The 17,466-nt window shown below is 58.1% G+C and carries 12 protein-coding genes and 2 pseudogenes; 8 read left to right on the top strand and 6 right to left on the bottom strand.

Annotated elements, in window-relative coordinates; all coding sequences use genetic code 11:
• Window positions 1-227: 227 nt before the first annotated feature.
• On the top strand, window positions 228-1,196 hold the full coding sequence (locus ACZ1GU_RS13540) for a GGDEF domain-containing protein (protein ID WP_472648481.1): 969 nt from the start codon (window positions 228-230) through the stop codon (window positions 1,194-1,196).
• A 21-nt stretch (window positions 1,197-1,217) separates the two neighbouring features.
• Here ACZ1GU_RS13540 and ACZ1GU_RS13535 read toward each other — a convergent pair whose 3' ends face one another.
• Window positions 1,218-3,266, bottom strand: a complete 2,049-nt coding sequence (locus ACZ1GU_RS13535) for a PQQ-dependent dehydrogenase, methanol/ethanol family (protein ID WP_472648480.1) — start codon at window positions 3,264-3,266, stop codon at window positions 1,218-1,220.
• A 212-nt stretch (window positions 3,267-3,478) separates the two neighbouring features.
• Here ACZ1GU_RS13535 and ACZ1GU_RS13530 point away from each other — a divergent pair, with 212 nt between their 5' ends.
• Entirely contained in the window at window positions 3,479-4,375 is an 897-nt protein-coding gene (locus ACZ1GU_RS13530; protein ID WP_472648479.1) for a dienelactone hydrolase family protein, read from the top strand.
• Between the two features lie 199 nt (window positions 4,376-4,574).
• On the opposite strand, the gene ACZ1GU_RS13525 is transcribed toward ACZ1GU_RS13530, so the two are convergent.
• From ACZ1GU_RS13525 to ACZ1GU_RS13510, 4 genes are all read right to left on the bottom strand, one after another.
• Complete coding sequence (locus ACZ1GU_RS13525; RefSeq protein WP_472648478.1) at window positions 4,575-4,799, bottom strand: hypothetical protein; 225 nt, start codon at window positions 4,797-4,799, stop codon at window positions 4,575-4,577.
• A complete protein-coding gene (locus ACZ1GU_RS13520) occupies window positions 4,784-5,530 on the bottom strand; it encodes a complex I NDUFA9 subunit family protein (protein ID WP_472648477.1) in 747 nt (248 codons plus the stop codon). Before ACZ1GU_RS13520 ends, ACZ1GU_RS13525 begins: the two co-directional genes overlap by 16 nt.
• A gap of 113 nt (window positions 5,531-5,643) precedes the next feature.
• Window positions 5,644-6,273 carry an isochorismatase family protein gene (locus ACZ1GU_RS13515; protein ID WP_472648476.1) on the bottom strand — a complete coding sequence of 210 codons (630 nt, stop codon included), beginning with the start codon at window positions 6,271-6,273 and terminating at the stop codon, window positions 5,644-5,646.
• A gap of 40 nt (window positions 6,274-6,313) precedes the next feature.
• On the bottom strand, window positions 6,314-8,833 hold the full coding sequence (locus tag ACZ1GU_RS13510) for a TonB-dependent receptor (RefSeq protein WP_472648475.1): 2,520 nt from the start codon (window positions 8,831-8,833) through the stop codon (window positions 6,314-6,316).
• 109 nt (window positions 8,834-8,942) lie between these two features.
• On the opposite strand from ACZ1GU_RS13510, the gene ACZ1GU_RS13505 reads away from it, so the two are divergent.
• The 6 genes and pseudogenes from ACZ1GU_RS13505 (at window position 8,943) to ACZ1GU_RS13480 (ending at window position 15,718) form a co-directional block, all read left to right on the top strand.
• A complete protein-coding gene (locus tag ACZ1GU_RS13505) occupies window positions 8,943-9,623 on the top strand; it encodes a GntR family transcriptional regulator (RefSeq protein ID WP_472648474.1) in 681 nt (226 codons plus the stop codon).
• A gap of 7 nt (window positions 9,624-9,630) precedes the next feature.
• Window positions 9,631-10,539: a hydroxymethylglutaryl-CoA lyase gene (locus ACZ1GU_RS13500; RefSeq protein ID WP_472648473.1), complete on the top strand. Its 909-nt coding sequence runs from the start codon at window positions 9,631-9,633 to the stop codon at window positions 10,537-10,539.
• A gap of 30 nt (window positions 10,540-10,569) precedes the next feature.
• Window positions 10,570-12,629, top strand: a pseudogene (locus ACZ1GU_RS13495) (hydantoinase/oxoprolinase family protein).
• 4 nt (window positions 12,630-12,633) lie between these two features.
• Window positions 12,634-14,180, top strand: a pseudogene (locus tag ACZ1GU_RS13490) (hydantoinase B/oxoprolinase family protein); the annotation flags it as partial.
• An 18-nt stretch (window positions 14,181-14,198) separates the two neighbouring features.
• Window positions 14,199-14,522, top strand: coding sequence for a hypothetical protein (locus ACZ1GU_RS13485; RefSeq protein ID WP_472648800.1), 324 nt, complete (start codon window positions 14,199-14,201; stop codon window positions 14,520-14,522).
• On the top strand, window positions 14,519-15,718 hold the full coding sequence (locus ACZ1GU_RS13480) for a CaiB/BaiF CoA transferase family protein (RefSeq protein ID WP_472648472.1): 1,200 nt from the start codon (window positions 14,519-14,521) through the stop codon (window positions 15,716-15,718). Before ACZ1GU_RS13485 ends, ACZ1GU_RS13480 begins: the two co-directional genes overlap by 4 nt.
• A gap of 1 nt (window position 15,719) precedes the next feature.
• On the opposite strand, the gene ACZ1GU_RS13475 is transcribed toward ACZ1GU_RS13480, so the two are convergent.
• Window positions 15,720-17,363: an O-antigen ligase family protein gene (locus tag ACZ1GU_RS13475; RefSeq protein WP_472648471.1), complete on the bottom strand. Its 1,644-nt coding sequence runs from the start codon at window positions 17,361-17,363 to the stop codon at window positions 15,720-15,722.
• Window positions 17,364-17,466 lie beyond the last annotated feature (103 nt).

Below are 17,466 nucleotides of genomic sequence, written 5' to 3'. Positions count from 1 at the left end.
GTAACGATGACATAATTCATGGAAAAATGCGTATCTATGGTAAACGAAGTCACTAGTTGATTCGTTTTTTAGTCAAGTAAACTAATCAGACTAACGAAAAACGGGGGTTTTGTAGAGAATTAGGACGAATTTATTTATTCTTATTCTCTGTCGTTAGCTTATCAATTGTATTGACTCAAAAGCGTGTCGGCAAACAGTGGTCGTCAAAAAGCCGGGGGCAAACGGCAATGGATATTGGATTAAGTGCAACGGAAGGCACCGTACTGCATGGCCTATTGGCCGAAGCGGCAGGTGATATCGTCATTAAGTTGGATGAGCGAGGCTTCATCGAACACGCGTCACCAAACATAGCAGCGTTGGGAATTGATCTAACGCAATTCCTCTTTCACCCGCACATCGCCGATCTCGCATGTGTGACTTATGCTGAAGATTTGCGTCATCATGTCGATGCCGTTCTGGCGAACGAGACAAGCCAGCGCGCATTTGAATTTCCATTGGCGCAGAGCCACGAGGCTGAAGGGCAGTCAGGCCGACAATGGCATGAATTGAGCCTGCGCTCGGTTCAGAACGATGATGGCAGTGAGGGCGGGGCAATCGGCCTGCTGCGTTCCGTCGATCAACGCCGTGTGCTTGAAAACGAATTGCACGCCAGTGCAACCACCGATGCCCTCACAGGACTAGGTAACAGCAAAGCTTTCTCGGCCAAAATGCGGCGGGCCTTCAAAGCTCCGGGTGATCATGTTTTGGCGATGTTCGAGGTCGACCGGTTCAAAGCGATCCTGATGCAATATGGTCGGAGTGCGGCTGACGAAATCCTGTGGGCTTTTGCGCAATTCCTCCAAGCGATGGCGCATGAGGGTCAGGAGTTGGCCCATCTCGACAGTGGTCGCTTTGGCGTGATCTTGCCGCACATGACGACGCAGGATGCGCAGATCTGGTGCGATGATGTACTTGAAACCTTTGCCGCGCTTGCGATCGGTTCCACTGCGCGCGAACCGCGCCTTTCGGCGAGCGTTGGTATCACAGCGCTAAGGGGCGGTGTCGATCACGCATTCAAGCACGCCGAGTTGGCGCTGGTGATGGCGCGAGCAAGCGGTGGTATGCGAGTAGGGATAAGTGGCGATACCCACGGGCCTTTGGTCTGCCGTGAGCGGGCGATGGTCACGGAGCTAGGAGCGAGTTTCGCAGCTCAATAAGCTCGCCCGCAACGGGTCTGTTTAACGCGCCGACACCCTCTCGGCCCCGTCAATCGCCTTGTCCTCGTTCGCGCGGTGGATCACGTAAGCGCGTATCGCCTCGATCTCCTCAGTGCTCATCGAGTCCGAAAAGCCAACCATGCCATTATCTTTGAGCGCACCATCATGGACGATGGTCTGCCAGGTCTTGGCATTGCCGAGCGCGCCCGAGCGGCGCAGGTCCGGCAGCAAAGTCGATCCCACCGCAGCTGGCGCATGGCACACGGCGCAATAGCGCGCGTATTTCTGCCCGCCCAAAGCGATGGTCTCCGCACTCGCCCTGCTCGCAGGCGGGTCGAGCGGCAGCGCAGCTAACTCTGGCTCAGGCGGCAGTTCCGCTTCGCCGCCCAGCTTAAACACTAGCAGGCGGCTGATGTTCTTCACCGGCTTTTGCGCATTGATCAGCTCGCCATCGGCGGTGATCGCATAGGCGCCGCCCCATCCAGCGAGCACAGCGACATATTGCTCGCCATCGACCGTGTAGGTGATGGGAGGAGCCACGATCCCGGTTTGCGCGGCAAAGCTCCACAGCTTCTCGCCAGTGCCAGCATTGTAGGCGCTGAACTCGCTGCCCGAATTGCCTTGGAACACCAGATCGCCGCCCGTGGCGAGCAGGCCACCATTCCACGGGCCGGGGTGCTCGACGCTCCAGCGCGCCTCTTGCTTCACCGGATCCCAGGCGAGCAGCATGCCTTTGACCGTGCCGTAAACCTGGCGGCGGATGCCGAGGTCAGGCGGAAGATCGCCTGCGCCCAGATTGAAGCCTACGTTAAAGCCGCGCGCACGATCCGGCTTCCAGTCGGCTTCCGGCGCGTAGACCATCGCTGCTTCGAAGGCTGGAATGTAAACCAGTTTTTGATCCGGGTGAAATGCCATCGGATGCCAATTATGGCCGCCAAGCGCGCCCGGAGTGACAAGCGCTGGCTGGCCGGTCTTGTCGATCCGCGCGTCGGGGTTTTCGACCGGACGGCCATTCTCGTCGATCTCGCTCGCCCAATTGACCGAGACATACGGCTTGGCTGAAATGAACTCACCGGTCTTGCGGTCGATTACGTAGAAAAACCCGTTTTTGGGCGCCTGCATCAGAACCTGACGCTTTTCGCCTTCAATCTCCATATCTGCGAGCATGATATGCTGCGTCGCGGTGTAGTCCCAGGTTTCGCCCGGCGTTGTCTGATAATTCCAGACATATTCGCCCGTGCTCGGTTTGATCGCGACAATACTGGATAGATAGAGATTGTCGCCATCGCCGGTCCCGTCTTCTCCCGGGCTACGATAAGCGCGGTTCCACGGGGAACCGTTGCCAACTCCGATATAGAGCAGGTCCAAGTCGGGATCATAGGCCATCGAATCCCAAACCGTTCCGCCCCCGCCAATCGCATCGCTGCCGGCTAGAACATCCTTGTTCCAAGTCTCGGCAGCAGCCTGCATGTATTCGGGCGAGGTTTCGTCCTCCGTGCCTTCTGGCACGGTGTAGAAGCGCCAGAGCTCTGAGCCGTCATCGACATCATAAGCGGCGATATATCCGCGTACGCCAAACTCGGCTCCGCCATTGCCGATGATTACTTTGCCATCAATGATGCGCGGCGCGCCGGTTACGGTGTAGCTTTGTGTCGGATCGGTGGTCTGCACCTCCCACGCAACCGAACCGTCATCCTGATTGAGCGCAACCAAGCGCCCATCGAGCGTGCCGAGAAATAACTTGTCGCCAAAGGCCGCAAGTCCGCGGTTGACCACGTCGCAGCACGCTTTGACGGCTGTCTCGCCCGGCACCTCTGGATCGTAATCCCATAGCGGTTCGCCGGTCGCCGCTTTAAAGGCCTTCACCTTGCTCCAGGCGGTGGTGAGGTAGAGATTGCCGTCCATCACTAGCGGCGTGGCTTCCTGCCCGCGCGCGGTGTCCATATCGGCGAACCATGCGAGGCCTAGGTCATCTACGCTTTCGGTATTGATCTGATCGAGCGGAGAGAAGCGCTGCTCTGAATAGGTGCGGTACGTGGGTGATCCAGTCTGTGCTGTTCTCGCCAGCATTGACCAAAGCGGCGTGCGTAATGCCATCGCCACCGTCTGTAGAATCCATGCCCCCGCATCCAGCCAGACCAAGCGTAGCGGCGAGCGTCAATCCCAGTTTCCGCATTTCTCTCTCCCTTTTTCGCGCATGTTGCCGCGCAATTCGCCGCTTGTCCATCACCTCTGCTGTGGTCTACTTTGTATTAGCTTTTTGACGAATTTGGAGCGGCAATATGTGCGATGAGACCAAACTGCAGAACTGGGCGAAAGCTGCGCTGAGCCGTCGTCAATTTGGCGTCCTAACCGGAGCAGCTGCGGTGGCCGCTTGCGCGCCGGGTGATACCTCCGGGGAGACGTCTTCTGGTGGCGCTTCGGATGACAAGGGATCGGATGCAGCGTTGCCGGGGCGCGAGGTCAGCTTTGCGACCGCCGATGGCACAATGGATGCGCGGTTCTTTGCTGCGCCCGATGGCGCTGCTCCGGCGATTATCCATTGGCCTGATATTGCCGGCATCCGACAGTCGCATCTGGAGATGGCGCAGCGCACGGCCAGCGATGGCTATTCGGTGCTTATCGTGAATCCCTATTATCGCGATGTGTCCGGTGTAATCTGGCCGGACTTTGCGAGCTTCGCTGATGGCGGTTGGGACCGCGCGGGTGAGATGCGCGAAAAGCTGTCTTCCTTTGCGATCAAGAGCGACACACGGGCGATTGTCGAATGGCTTGATGCGCAGGCTGCGGTTGATAGCGCGCGCGGAATTGGCGCTGAAGGATACTGCATGGGCGGACCATTCACCGTCTATTCGACGCACGCTGTTCCGGGACGAGTGAAAGCGGCGGCGAGCTTCCACGGGGGCGGTTTGGTACGCGAGGATGAGGAGAGCTCGCACAAGCTGCTGGCAGACACCGAAGCGAGCTTTCTCTTCGCCATCGCGCAGGATGACGACGCCGAAGCTCCCAATGACAAGGTCGCGCTCCGCGAGGCGAGCGATGCGGCGGGTCGGCCCGCTGTTGTCGAGGTGTTCGCCGGCGATCACGGCTGGACCGTACCGGACAGTCCTGCCTATGCGAGGGACGCTGCCGAGCGCGCTTATGCGGCCAAGCTGGAGCTCTATCGAAGCGCGCTTTAGCGGAGAGCTAGGCCGCGCTTCGGCTACGGTTTTCCTACTCAAGTTTGGCTGGGTAGAGGGGCCGGATGCTTGTCCTCTTCCTCTTATTTAATGGAGCGATTTTGAGGTGCGCGAGCGGCGCAGGAGTTTTCTCTAGGACCGTGTAACATGCGGTCCATATCTCCCGAAAATGGTCGGTTTACAGCAGCTTGGCCGTTGGTCAGCCAGCGTTCCGCGAGTTCTCCAATCCGAACCGACCGAACTTCCGATATCGCACCATCCACTTGTCGAGGAAGAGGCCCAGCGGCTTGGGCTCAATGCCCAGCTCCTTGAAGCCGGGATGCTCGCCCGAGACGACGTTGCCAGGCTTGAGAAGGGTCCACTGATCGCGGCTCATCGGTGTGCCGGGGATCGCGGCGAACAGACCGCTCATGCTATCAGACATGGCGATGAAGCGCCGCTCGCGCCCTTGCGCGGTACCGCAATGCGTTGGTTGATCTCCATCATGCTGAGCTGCTCCGGACCGCCCAGCTCGAACGTCTTGCCGCCATGTTTCGCCGGATGCTCAAGCGCGCGCAGAACCGCTTCGGCAACGTCATCGACATAGACCAGCTGCAGCTTCGCATCGGGTGCGAACACGGGAAGGGCGGGCAGGGTCGAGATCATCTGCCCGAACATGTTGAGGAAGTTGTCGTCCTTGCCGAACACGATCGAAGGTCGCAGGATCGTCGCCTGGGGAAACGCCTCCATGACGCGCTCTTCGCCGAGCGCTTTGGCTCTTGCGTATTCGGCTGTGCTGTCGGCGCCGGGAGTGATAGCGCTGACATGGACGAGCGCCTCGACGCCTTCTGCCTTGGCGATCCGAGCAATCGTGCCGGGGGCTTCACCCATCACCTTGGTCTGGTCGCCCGCGAACACACCGACGAGATTGACGACATAGCTAGCGCCATGGATCGCCGCAGCGACGCTCTGCTCGTTGGTGATATCGCAGCGAGTAAGCTGAAGCTGGCCGAGGTCCGCGAGCGGTTGCAGCGAAAAGCCCTTCTCCGGATTGCGGCTCGCAATGCGCAGCCGCGCCCCGCGTTCAAGCAGGCTTTGCGCCACGTAATTGCCGACGAAACCCGCGCCACCAAAGACGGTGACGAGCTTGTCCTCAAAAGGGTTGGAGTTTGACATTATCTATGCGCATCCCGTGCGTGACTCGTTGCGCACGCCATGTCGCATGCCGCGCCACACTGCAAGTGTCACGACGCCAAGATTGCCCCTATGCCGTTGATGCGGCAGTTTGTTCAGAGGCCAGCCAAGCTTTGCAGATGCTCGATAATCTCGGTCTCACTCACAACGTCAGCATACTTGGCTTCCATGTCGAACAGGTTCGCTTCGTGAGGGTCTGCATGCCTGTCTCCCACCGCATCGCGGACTACCGTAGTGATGAAGCCGTGAGACATCGCATCAACGCAAGATGCCCGCACACAGCCGCTGGTTGTTAGGCCGGTGAGGATGACATTGTCGACGCCGAGGCTTGTGAGAGTGGACGCAAGAGAAGTTCCGAAAAACGCACTGGGGTATTGTTTGGAGATGACCAGCTCATTGCTCTGCGGCTCAAGCCCTTTCGCCCATGCGCCCATCGAACTGCCCTGAAGGAAATAGCGCAGGGGCTTCGCCTTTTGATAGAAGCGCCCACCATCCAAAGTCGATGGGTGGTACACCACATTCGTCAGAACGACCGGGATGCCGGCGTGATGCGTCGCTTCTCGTATTCTGAGGGCCGATGCAAGCACATCGTCAACGTCGGCGTATAGGTCGCAGTCAGGATCAAAATAAGCTTCGACAAAATCCACCATGACCAGCGCAGGGCGCGAACCAAAGCCAGCCTTGTGACCATAGGCCTTGGCGTAATTGTCCTGCAAACCGGTCACAATCTATTCCGTTTCAGATGCGTGATCGACCGATTGGCTATTAGAATTTGAACCCGACTTCAACTCCAACAAGGCGGCGGGCGCCCGGCGAGATAAAGGATCCGCCAAACTCGATGGCGGGGATCACCTCATTGAGATATTCGCGGTTGAGCGCATTGTTCGCAAAGACCGCTGCGGTGATGTTGCCGGTTTCGATCCCTGCTCGCAGGTTCAACACTCCAAAGGCGTCGCGTCTCGCCACTCCATAATTCGCATTTCCGACAAAGTCTGGAAGCGCGAGAGCCGAGATTGGCAGCAGGCCAGAGAAGAGTGTCGGGGCTTCTTGGTTTTGGAATGAGTGGAACCATGTCGGGCCCGTGATGCGATAATCAGCGCGCACGATTAGGTCGATGCTATCATTGAAGGGCACGTCGATTTCGGTGCCGAGGTTGATGGTGTAATCGGCGGTGTATGGCGATTTATTGCCAACGGTGCTCGGGCGTGAACTGTTCGCTTTGATCTCGCTTTCGGTGACATTGACTGAGCCGAAGAAAGTCCAACCATCGACGATTTCGGCAGAAGTATTGAACTCGATGCCGTAGACTTCGACCTCATCAATGTTGGAGACAACCCTTAGCAGACCGAAAGAACCAACGAAGAACTCGAAGAACTGCATGTCGTCGATGTCAGTGTAATAACCGGCCAAATCGAACGTGATCGCGCCGTTGGCGATCTCGCCCTTCACGCCGACCTCGAATGCGGATGAAACTTCTTTGTCGTATTGATCCTCGATCGTGACGTCTGCGCCAATGAACTGGACGAAATTGGCGTCGATGATTGCCGATGAACCCTGATTGTTGAAGCCACCTGACTTAAAGCCGATGCCCCAGTTCGCGTAGAAATTGAGATCAGGGTTTGGCTGCCAGCTCAGGCTGACCTTGGGCTGAAGCTGTTTGAAAGTCGCGTCAACCGGCTGGAATGCGCCAAAGGCAAGGCCAGGATTGATCGGGCCCCCGGTGAAGGGATCGAGCGCACCCGCAGGCACGAGCGACTCTGAAGAGCGGTCCTCAATGTCATAGCGAAGCGCCAGGCCGGCGGTGAAGTTGCCAAACTGATACTCGGCATTCCCAAAGATCGCATAGACATTGGTATCGAACGCGTCGTTTAGGAGCAGCGAGGTTGGGTTGGCACTTCCCGGCAAGTTGAACAGTTCGCGGCTGACGCCAGCGCCTGTGTCGCCGCCGATACTGACGCCGGTTTCGCGGTCAATATTGAGGAAATAGGCACCGATCTGCCAGTTCAGCGGACCGCCATCGTTGGATGCCAGGCGAATTTCGGCGCTGATGTCCGATTGCTGACGGATCTGTAGCTGAGTGCCATCGCAAGTGCTTGGGCTGTAAGCTCCGAAGGTTGAACCATTCACGGGATCGAAAATGAACGGCACCGGCAGAGCGCCTACGAAACCGGGCTGGTTGACCGGGAAGCCGGTAAGGCTCGCTGTCGAAGAGAAGCAGCTGTTGACCACGTTGTTTGCGGCCGGATCTGCCGCGCTGATGAAACGTGCAAAATCTGCCGAGGTGCCATCAGCGGTCAGCAGTTGGTCGACATCGGAATAAAGCGCCCATGCCGTCAGCACCACGTCGCCAAAATCGTGCTCTATCTTGGCCGAGATGTCGAAGCTATCTTGCTCGTTGGTGGGGCGGATGTTGCCGTAATAGCGGAAAGGGTGCTCGTTCACGTCCTCGAAAAACGCAGGATTTACGCCTGCAAAATTTGGCAGGTGGAACGAAGAATTGAAGTTGATCGACGCGCCGCGCAGCTGCGAATAGCGTGCCTTGATGTCCACTTCGGTCGCGTCACCAAGATTGGCCACAAGGCGTCCGTCGACGGACCACACTTCCTGATCGTCCACGACATCCGCATCAAGGAACTCGTTGCGGAAGAAGCCGTCTGTTGTGCGATAATAGCCTGACAAGACAAATCCGAGATTGTCGCCGAGTGGCCCGGCAATGTGACCGGTCGCTTCGATGGTGTTCTCATTAGCATAAGAGGCAGTGACCCCGCCTTCGAAGAAATCAGCGGGTTTTAGTGTTTGCAGCACGATTGCACCCGCGGCAGCATTCCGACCGTATAGAGCGCCTTGCGGACCTTTGAGGATCTCAACCTGACGAAGCGTGCCTTGGGTCTGGTTCAGTTGGGCCGTGTTTGTTTTGAGAATGCCATCAACCACCAACGCGACCGAGCTTTCTGCATCGCGCGCGCCATTTATACCGCGAATGTTGATCTGGGTATCGCCTGCCTCTGCAGTGCCGGTGACAATTGTGACGCCCGGAGTAAGCTGAGCGAAGTCTTCCGCACTATCGGCGCCTGTGCGTTCGAGTGCCTGAGCAGTGAGAACCGAGACCGATGCCGGCACATCTTGTAGCCGCTCGTTCTGGCGCCGAGCTGTAACGATAATAGCGTTTTCTTCAGTGGCTTCTTCGGCGGCACTTCCGCTCGCGTCTTGAGCGATGGCTGGGGCTGCAAACTGCGGCATGGCGGCTACCGAAGCGAACAGAAAAATCTTGGTGGCATATCTCATGATTTGTTTCCCCATTTCCTCGCTATTTTGATCGCTTGGATAAACTCCAGTTGCGAAGCGTCGCTCTTATTGTATACAAAACCGCACAGTCAAGGTTCAAAGAGGAATCATGTCCAAAGCTTCTGACATCGCATATGAGACGATCCGCGAAATGATTGTTTCAGGTGAGCTTGCGCCGGGAGACCCTCTGGGGGAAGAGGCGCTGGCTGAGGCGTGCGGTGTCTCGCGTACTCCCGTTCGCGAGGCGATGCGCAGGCTTGAGGTTGAGCTCTTGATAACGCGAACTGAATCGCAGCGCAGTTTCGTTGCAGACTGGTCGCTCGACGATATTGAAGATGCGTTTGAACTGCGCGCCATGCTTGAGGGGCTCGCGGCGCGCCGCGCGGCCACGCGCATCGATACTGAGGGTGTAGATCGCCTCAAATCCTTCAATGAAGCCATCGGCAGGGCGGTTTCGCGAACACCTGCTGGTGTGGATGTCTTTCTCGAGGAAAATCGGAAGTTTCACACCCTGATACTTGAAACGGCGGGGTCGACACGGCTGAAAACATTGCTCCAGGCGTTGATCGAGCAGCCTATAATTTGGCGGACCGCCCATCATTATGATGAGCGCGAATTGCATCGTTCGCATCAGGAGCATGACGAATTGATAGCCGCGTTTGAGCGAGGCGACTCTGCCTGGGCAGAATCAATCATGTCTGGCCATATACGTCGCGCTTTCCATGCCTATTCAGATGCTCATCAAGAGATGGCTGTGCTTGAGCTAGAGCGCTCCAGGAAGCGAGCCTAGTTCGATAATGTATACAAAAGATATCGAAGTCCTCGAAGTTGGGCCGCGAGACGGCCTGCAGAATGAGCCGGATATCGTTTCCACCGCCGACAAGCTGGCGCTGATCGAGCGCATGATCGGATGTGGAGTGCGAAGGCTCGAGGTTGCGAGCTTTGTCCATCCTAAGCGAGTGCCGCAAATGGCCGATGCCGAGGATGTGATTGCTGGCCTGCCTGACCGCGAAGATATCACTTACATTGGCCTGACGCTGAATAAGCGAGGCGTGCTGCGCGGGCTTGCGACGAAGGAAGGCGGGAAACGGGGCATAGATCAGGCGGGCTGCGTGCTCGTCGCCTCTGACACTTTCGGGCAGAAAAACCAGGGCCAGACCATTGCCGAGGGGATCGCCGAGAACCGTGACATGATCCGCTTCGCCAAGGCCGAAGGACTGTCTGCACAGGTTACGATCAGCGCCGCATTCGGCTGCCCGTTCGAGGGCGAAGTGCAGCCAGAAGTAGTGCTCGCGATTGCCGAAGAAATGGCGGCGGAGGACCCCGCCGAAATCGCTCTCGCCGATACGATCGGCGTGGGTGTGCCCGCTCAGGTCGAGGATCTGTTCGGCCGGCTTGGTGATCTGCTGGGCGGTAAAATCCCGATGCGCTGCCACTTCCATGACACGCGCGGGACGGGGATCGCCAATGCGTGGGGGGCGTACAAATCTGGCGTCCACACCTTCGACGCATCGCTCGGTGGCCTTGGCGGATGCCCTTTTGCCCCCAACGCCACCGGAAACATCGCGACCGAGGACCTTATCTACATGATGGAGCGTTCTGGCATCGCGACCGGCATCGATCTCGACGCTGTGGTCCAAACCAATCGCGGCTTTGCTGAGAAGCTGGGCCGCGAATTGCCTTCACGGGTCGCTCGCGCGGCCTGACCCATTAATCCGGAAGAACCGGGAGAGACTATGACTTACAGGCTTGGCGTTGATGTGGGCGGGACGTTTACTGACCTCCTGCTTTTCGATGAGGAAACGGGAAACTTCTGGCGGCACAAAACGCCGTCGACGCCGCATGACAGCTCCGAGGGTATCCTCAATGGGGTGAAGGCGATCACCGCCGAGGCGGGCGTGTCCGCGAAAGACATTGCTTATTTTCTCCACGGCACCACGGTTGCAACCAATGCCGTGCTGGAAGGGAAAGGTGCCAAGGTCGGCCTCGTCACGACCGAGGGCTACCGCGACATCATGCAAATCGCGCGCAGTTTCGTCCCCGGCGGCCTCGCCGCCTGGATCGTCTGGCCAAAGCCGCAACCGCTCGCGCATCTCGAAGACACAGTCGAAGTGCCCGTACCGCATGGGTGCCGATGGCCAGGAAGTGCGTCCGCTAGATGAGAACGGCGTGCGCGCGGCGCTGCAAAAGCTCAAAGCTCAGGGGATTGAAGCGCTGACGGTCAGCCTCATCAATGCCTATGTGAACGGCGCGCACGAAAAGCGGATTGGCGAAATCGCCGCTGAAGAACTGCCCGGTATCCCCGTGTCGCTCAGCCACGAAGTGCTGCCTGAAATGCAGGAATATGAGCGCACGCTGTCAACCGTCGCCAACGCGGTACGTGCGTCCGGTCGTGAGCAAATATGTCTCCAACCTTCGCATCAAGCTCGAGGATGAGGGGCTTAAAGGCAAGCTCTCGCTGTTGCGCTCGGACGGCGGATTGATGAGCAGCCACAAGGCCGAGGAGCATCCCGTCAACATACTGATGTCCGGCCCGGCCGGCGGCGTCACTGGAGCGAAATGGGTGGCGAAGAATGCAGGGCTGAAGAACATCCTGACGCTCGATGTGGGCGGGACCTCGACCGATGTGGCGCTGATCGAAGGGCTTGAGGCGCGCAGAGTGCGCACCACCGAAGTCGGGCACTTGTCGGTTCGCGCTTCGGCGCTTGATGTAAAGACAGTGGGCGCAGGCGGCGGCTCGATTGCGCACGTACCCGAACTCACGAAGGCGCTGCGCGTCGGCCCGGAAAGCGCGGGGGCAGTGCCGGGACCAGTCGCGTACAACAAGGGCGGCGAGTTGCCGACCGTGACTGATGCCAATGTCGTGCTCGGTTATCTGCCCGAAGACCTGTTGGGCGGATCATTCAAGCTTGACCGTGAAGGCGCGGAAAAAGCGGTGCAGACCATCGCCGATGCCCTCGGTGTAAGCCTGATGGAGGCTGCGCGCGGCATCATCGACATCGTGAACGAAAACATGTTTGGCGCGCTGCGCATGATCTCGGTTCAGCAAGGCTATGACCCGCGCGAATTCGCGCTGATGGGCTTTGGCGGTGCGGGCCCGCTGCATGTGAACGCCGTAGCCAAGTTGATGGGCAGTTGGCCGGCGGTATCACCTGTTTCGCCCGGCGTGCTCTGCGCCTTGGGTGATGCAACCACACAGATGCGCACCGAAACTGCGCGCAGCTTCTCCAAGCTTGCGAAAGACACCAGCATCGTCGATCTCGAAGCGGTGCTTGACGAAATGGCTGAGCAGACCCGCGGCGAATTGCTGGCTGATGGCGTCGATGAAAGCCAGATCACCACCCAATTCGAAGTCGATGTGCGCTATGCCGGGCAAGCGTTCGAAGTGCCGCTGACGATCGACAAAGAGGTGCTCGAGAAAAACGGTATCGAAGGCGTTCTTGCCCGTTTTGACGAGGAGCATTTGCGGCTCTTTACCTTCAACATGGATACGCCGCATGAAATCGTGAACCTGCGCGCGGTCGCGCTGGGGCAGGCACCCGCGCTTCCCGCGAACGAACTGCCGAAAGGCGAAGGCGATCCGGCAGCGGCCAAAATCCGCGATCACACGCTCTGGATGGATGGCAAGGAGCAGGCCGCCGTCATCTACGACCGCAGCAAGTTGAGGCAGGGTGACACAATCCCTGGCCCCGCCATCATTACTGAAATGGACTCGACCACACTCGTCGAAAGCGGCTGCATCGCCACGGTCGACAAGGTCGGCAACATCCTCATCAACCCAGAAAAGGAGGGCTAACCCGATGCCAGCACAAATCATCGAAACCAACAATAAGCCCTTTGATCGCGTGAAGATCGATCCGGTGACGCTCGACATTATTGAGAACGCCTTGCGCAACGCGCGGATCGAGATGGATGCGACCTTGGTGCGCACCGCCATGTCGCCCGGCATTCGTGAACAGGGCGATGCCTTTCCCTTAATCGCGGACCCATCGGGCAAGATGATCGTCGGCCAGTTCGGCAGCTTCATCGACGGCTTTTTGAAGGGCTATGACGACACACTGGAAGATGGCGACATGATCTTCTTGTCCGATCCCTATTCCTGCGAAGGGGCGATCAGCCACTCGAATGATTGGCTTGTCCTTTTGCCGGTGTTCAAGGATGGCCGCCTGATCGCCTACACCGCTATGTTTGGTCACCAAAGCGACATTGGCGGCATGGTGCCGGGCTCCATGCCGATCGGCGCTTCCAGCATCTTCGAAGAAGGCGTGCGCATTCCTCCGGTCAAGATCTGGAAAAAAGGCGAGTATAATGACGACCTGATGAAGCTCGTTATGCACCAGACGCGGAAGCCCGATTGGTGTCAGGCCGACCTTAATGCGCTTATCGCGTCGTGCCGGGTTGCCTCCAATCGCGTGATCGAAATGGCCGAGCGGTTTGGCGATGATGTCTATGTCTCGGCAACGCAAGAGCTGCTCGACCGCAACCATCGCGCTATGAAGGCGCTTATCGCTATGGCAGTGTCTGAAGAGCCGAAGAGCTTCGAGGATTACATCTGCGACGATGGCAAGGGCTTTGGTCCCTACAAGATCAAATGCACGATGCGGCGCGACGGCGAGAAAGTTATTCTCGATTTCGACGGGACTGATCCGCAAAGCGCCGCGTCGATCAATTTCTACCTCAATGAGAACATGTTCAAGATGTTCTTCGGCATCTACATGATCATGGTCTTCGACCCGCAGATTATGTTCAATGACGGGTTCTATGACCTAATCGAAGTCCGCATCCCCGAAGGATCACTGCTCAAACCGCAATTCCCCGCCGCGCTCTCGGGCCGCACCCATGCGCTTGGCCGAATTTTCGATATTCTGGGGGGATTGCTGGGGCAGGGGACGCCAGAGTTTCTCAATGCAGCCGGGTTCTCGTCCTCGCCCCACCTGTTCTATTCGGGTTGGGATACAAGTGGCGGTTCGCGCGACTGGTTCCAGCTGTTCCAGATCGGGTTCGGGGGCATTCCGGGCAGGCCATTGGGCGATGGGCCGGACGGGCACTCGCTGTGGCCGGGCTTTACCAATGTCCCGAACGAATTCCTCGAACGTTACTTCCCGTTGCGGATCGAACGCTATTCGACCGAACCAGACAGCGGCGGTGCGGGCCTGCATCGCGGCGGCAACGGTATCCATATGACCTACCGCTTTCTCGCTGACGGGGCGATTGCGATCCACGATGACCGCTGGTTCGTGCCGCCTTGGGGGTTAACGGTGGGCATCCCGGGGCGCGCGCGAAAAAAGTGCTCGAACGCGCCAACGGCACCACCGAAATTGTCGGTAACAAGATCGAAGATGTCGAAGTTAAGGCAGGCGATCTCTTGCACTTCATCACATGGGGCGGCGGAGGTTGGGGCGACCCGCTAGAGCGTGCCCCCGAAACGGTGGGGCTCGAAATCCGTCAAGGCCTGGTAACGCCCGAAGGCGCGCGCGATTACGGCGTTGTCGCGGACGCTACTGGCGAAATTGATACAGCTGCGACGGATGCGCTGCGCGAGGAGATCAAAGGATCGCGCGGCGATTTGCCGCTTTTCGACTATGGCCCCGGCATCGAAGCATTACGCGCAGCTTGTGAGGACGAAACCGGCCTACCCGCACCGATCCAGCCCCAATGGCACAACCAGATCGCGGAGGCAGCCGAATGAGCGAGCATGCCCCACCCGGTGCGCTCGATGGATTGCGCGTCGTGGAAATGGGTCAGCTGCTCGCTGGTCCATTCTGCGGACAATTGCTCGGCGACATGGGCGCGGATGTCATCAAGATTGAGCCTCCTGGCAAGGGTGATCCGATGCGCGATTGGGGGCAAGGAGACGTCAAAGTTCAATGGGAAGTTATCGCGCGAAACAAGCGTTCTGTGACGTGCAACCTTAGAGAGCCCGATGGTCAGGCGCTCGCCCGCAAGCTGATCGCGAAGGCCGATGTATTAATCGAGAATTTCAAACCCGGCACGCTTGAGCGCTGGGGCCTCGCACCTGAACAGCTTCACCAAGAGAATCCTCGCCTGATCATCGCTCGGATGTCCGGCTATGGCCAAACCGGTCCCTATTCATCGCGGGCAGGCTTCGGCGGCATTGGTGAGGCAATGGGCGGATGGCGCTACATCGTGGGTGAGCCAGATCGCGCGCCAGCGAGGATGGGTGTTTCTATTGGCGATACACTTTGCGCGACATACGGATGTATGGGCGTGCTCGCCGCGCTCCACCACCGCGAAAAAACCGGAGAGGGGCAGGTGGTCGATACTGCTCTGTATGAAGCGGTGCTCCAAGTCATGGAAGGCCTCGTTCCGGAGTATGACTACAACGGCTTTATCCGCGAGCGATCCGGTTCAATCCTTCCGGGTATCGCACCGTCCAATGTCTATTCTTGCGAAGACGGTCCATTCATGATCGGCGCGAACAATGACGCGATCTTCGCGCGTTTGGCCCAAGCGATGGGTCAGCCAGAGCTTGCTGAGAATCCCGAATACGCTACCCATTTGGCGCGTGGTCGCAACCAGATCGAGCTGGACGAAATAATTAACGCATGGACCGGAACTCTGACCATTGCTGAAGTCGATGCCTTGATGATTGAGCATTCAATCCCTGCCGGGCGGGTGTACACCGCCAAGGACATGCTGGATGATCCACACTTCAAAGCTCGCGAGGCAATTATTGAGGTTGAAACGGAAGGGAAAGGAAAGCTCAAAATGCAAAATGCCTTCCCGAAGTTTTCCAAGACTTCTTCAGGGTTTCGGCGCTCGGCTCCGACGGTTCCAGGTCAGCACAATGCAGAAGTTTACGGCGAATTGCTGGGATGGGATGACGCTACTCTATCGTCCTACGCTCAAAGAGGCTTGATCTAGGTCAGCACTTTTGTGCGATGAGATTGGAAGTATGAGAGCGCTCTGAGGGATTGTTTTGCTGGATGACGCGCTCAGCTTGCCTAAGCTCGGAGCAGGGAAAATCTGCGTTTCGACCGATGGCCTGATATATGACCTCATCGGCATTCTCGGGAGGCAGGGTTGTCACGCCCCGCCTCAGAAAAAGGCGATGCCACCGTTCTGCAGGAGCCAATATCGCTGCAAAATCGGCGCGCGCCTGCTGCGTCGATAGAGCCAGCGGGCCGAGCTCGCGAAGAAGCTCCTCAGGTGTTTGCGGATTGGCGATCAGCGCAGTGTACCGCCGCGCGGCCTCGCCACGGTCATTATTGGCTAGAGCAAGCCGCAACATCGTCTCCTGAACAGCGGGATCGCGCCAGCCTCTTTGGCCGGCTTCTTGGATGGCTAAGACGCTCCGACCTGGCTTTCCGTTCAATCCCTCAGCCAGCGCAAGCAGGCGCAAATGTTCAGCTGGCAGGGGCCTGCGTGTGACGAGTTTCCGTGCTTGGCGAAGTGACTCAGGTCCCTTTGATCGCCGGACCGCATCGAAAGTAATATGCTCTTGTGCAAAGCCGCGAAAAGGCGCTGGCACGTAAACGGCAAGCTCAGGGTTGATCCGCGATTGGCGATCAAGCTGCGCTGCTGTCGTTATCGCAGCAATTCCGAGAAGAAATACCGCCCACAGTGTTGCTTTCATCGCGAACCCTCCGTACCGGACGCTTCCCAATCGCCACAGCAGTGCCAAGGCAAAGGCTGCTAATCCAAGCATAGTTTGGGATCGGAGCGCATAATCGGTCACGCTCTGGACTGCGATTGTGATCAGTATCGTACTTCCGGCCCAAGCCTCCCATCGCAATCGCGAACGACGCGCTTTCCAGCTCAACCAAAATACGACAGCAAGCCAACCACCGATCAGCAGCAGGCCCGGTAATCCAGCTTCGATCGCGACTTCCAGATAGTCATTATGCGCTCGACCGGCACGACGCGGCGTCAGATTTTCGAGCGACTCTTCCTGTTGGAAAACCTCATCGAACGTTCCAACTCCCGATCCGACAGGCCAATAACGCTCAGCAGAATAAGCTGCGTCATCCCAGATGTGAATTCTTGCATCTTGCGTTACTTTGAACCGCTCAAAGCTCTCGCTAACTCGATTGTTGGAACCCGCCGCGATAAAAGCGAGCCCTGAGACTGCGATCAGGGCGACAAGCAAGCTCCCGAGTTTAAGGCCAGGGAGCCCGCGCGCCGCAATCGCTTTTCCCGCAATCAAACCAAGCGGTAGCAATGCCAACACGATTGCGCTGCGCGACCGCGTGAGTAGGACTGCCAGAACCAAGAGGCAGCAAATCACCCACCGTGCGAATGGGACCGCCTTGATCCTTTCTGGCAGGGGCAGCAATGCAGCGAGAGCGAGCGCTCCGACGAAAAATAAACCTGCCGAATTGCGATTGGCGAATGTCCCGAACAAAACTCCGGGCATCGGATTTTCTGGATAGAGCAAGCCGATCATGCCGTTGCTCATGACTTGGATCATGCCGAGGAACAGCGCAGCGACGGACGCAGCAACGATCCACCAACCAACCGTTATCAGACGCTGGCCGCTATGTGCCGACGCTATCGCCAAAACCGTCATTGGCAATATCAACCCCGTCAACGATACGAGCGTGCGTGCAGGGTCAACACTGAAGGGGACCCACCCGCTCGCTCCTGCTAAGGATCGAGCCTCGACGATGGGT

It is taken from the genome of Erythrobacter sp. HA7-11, assembly GCF_055693605.1.
This window is presented reverse-complemented; position numbering and strand designations above follow the sequence as displayed.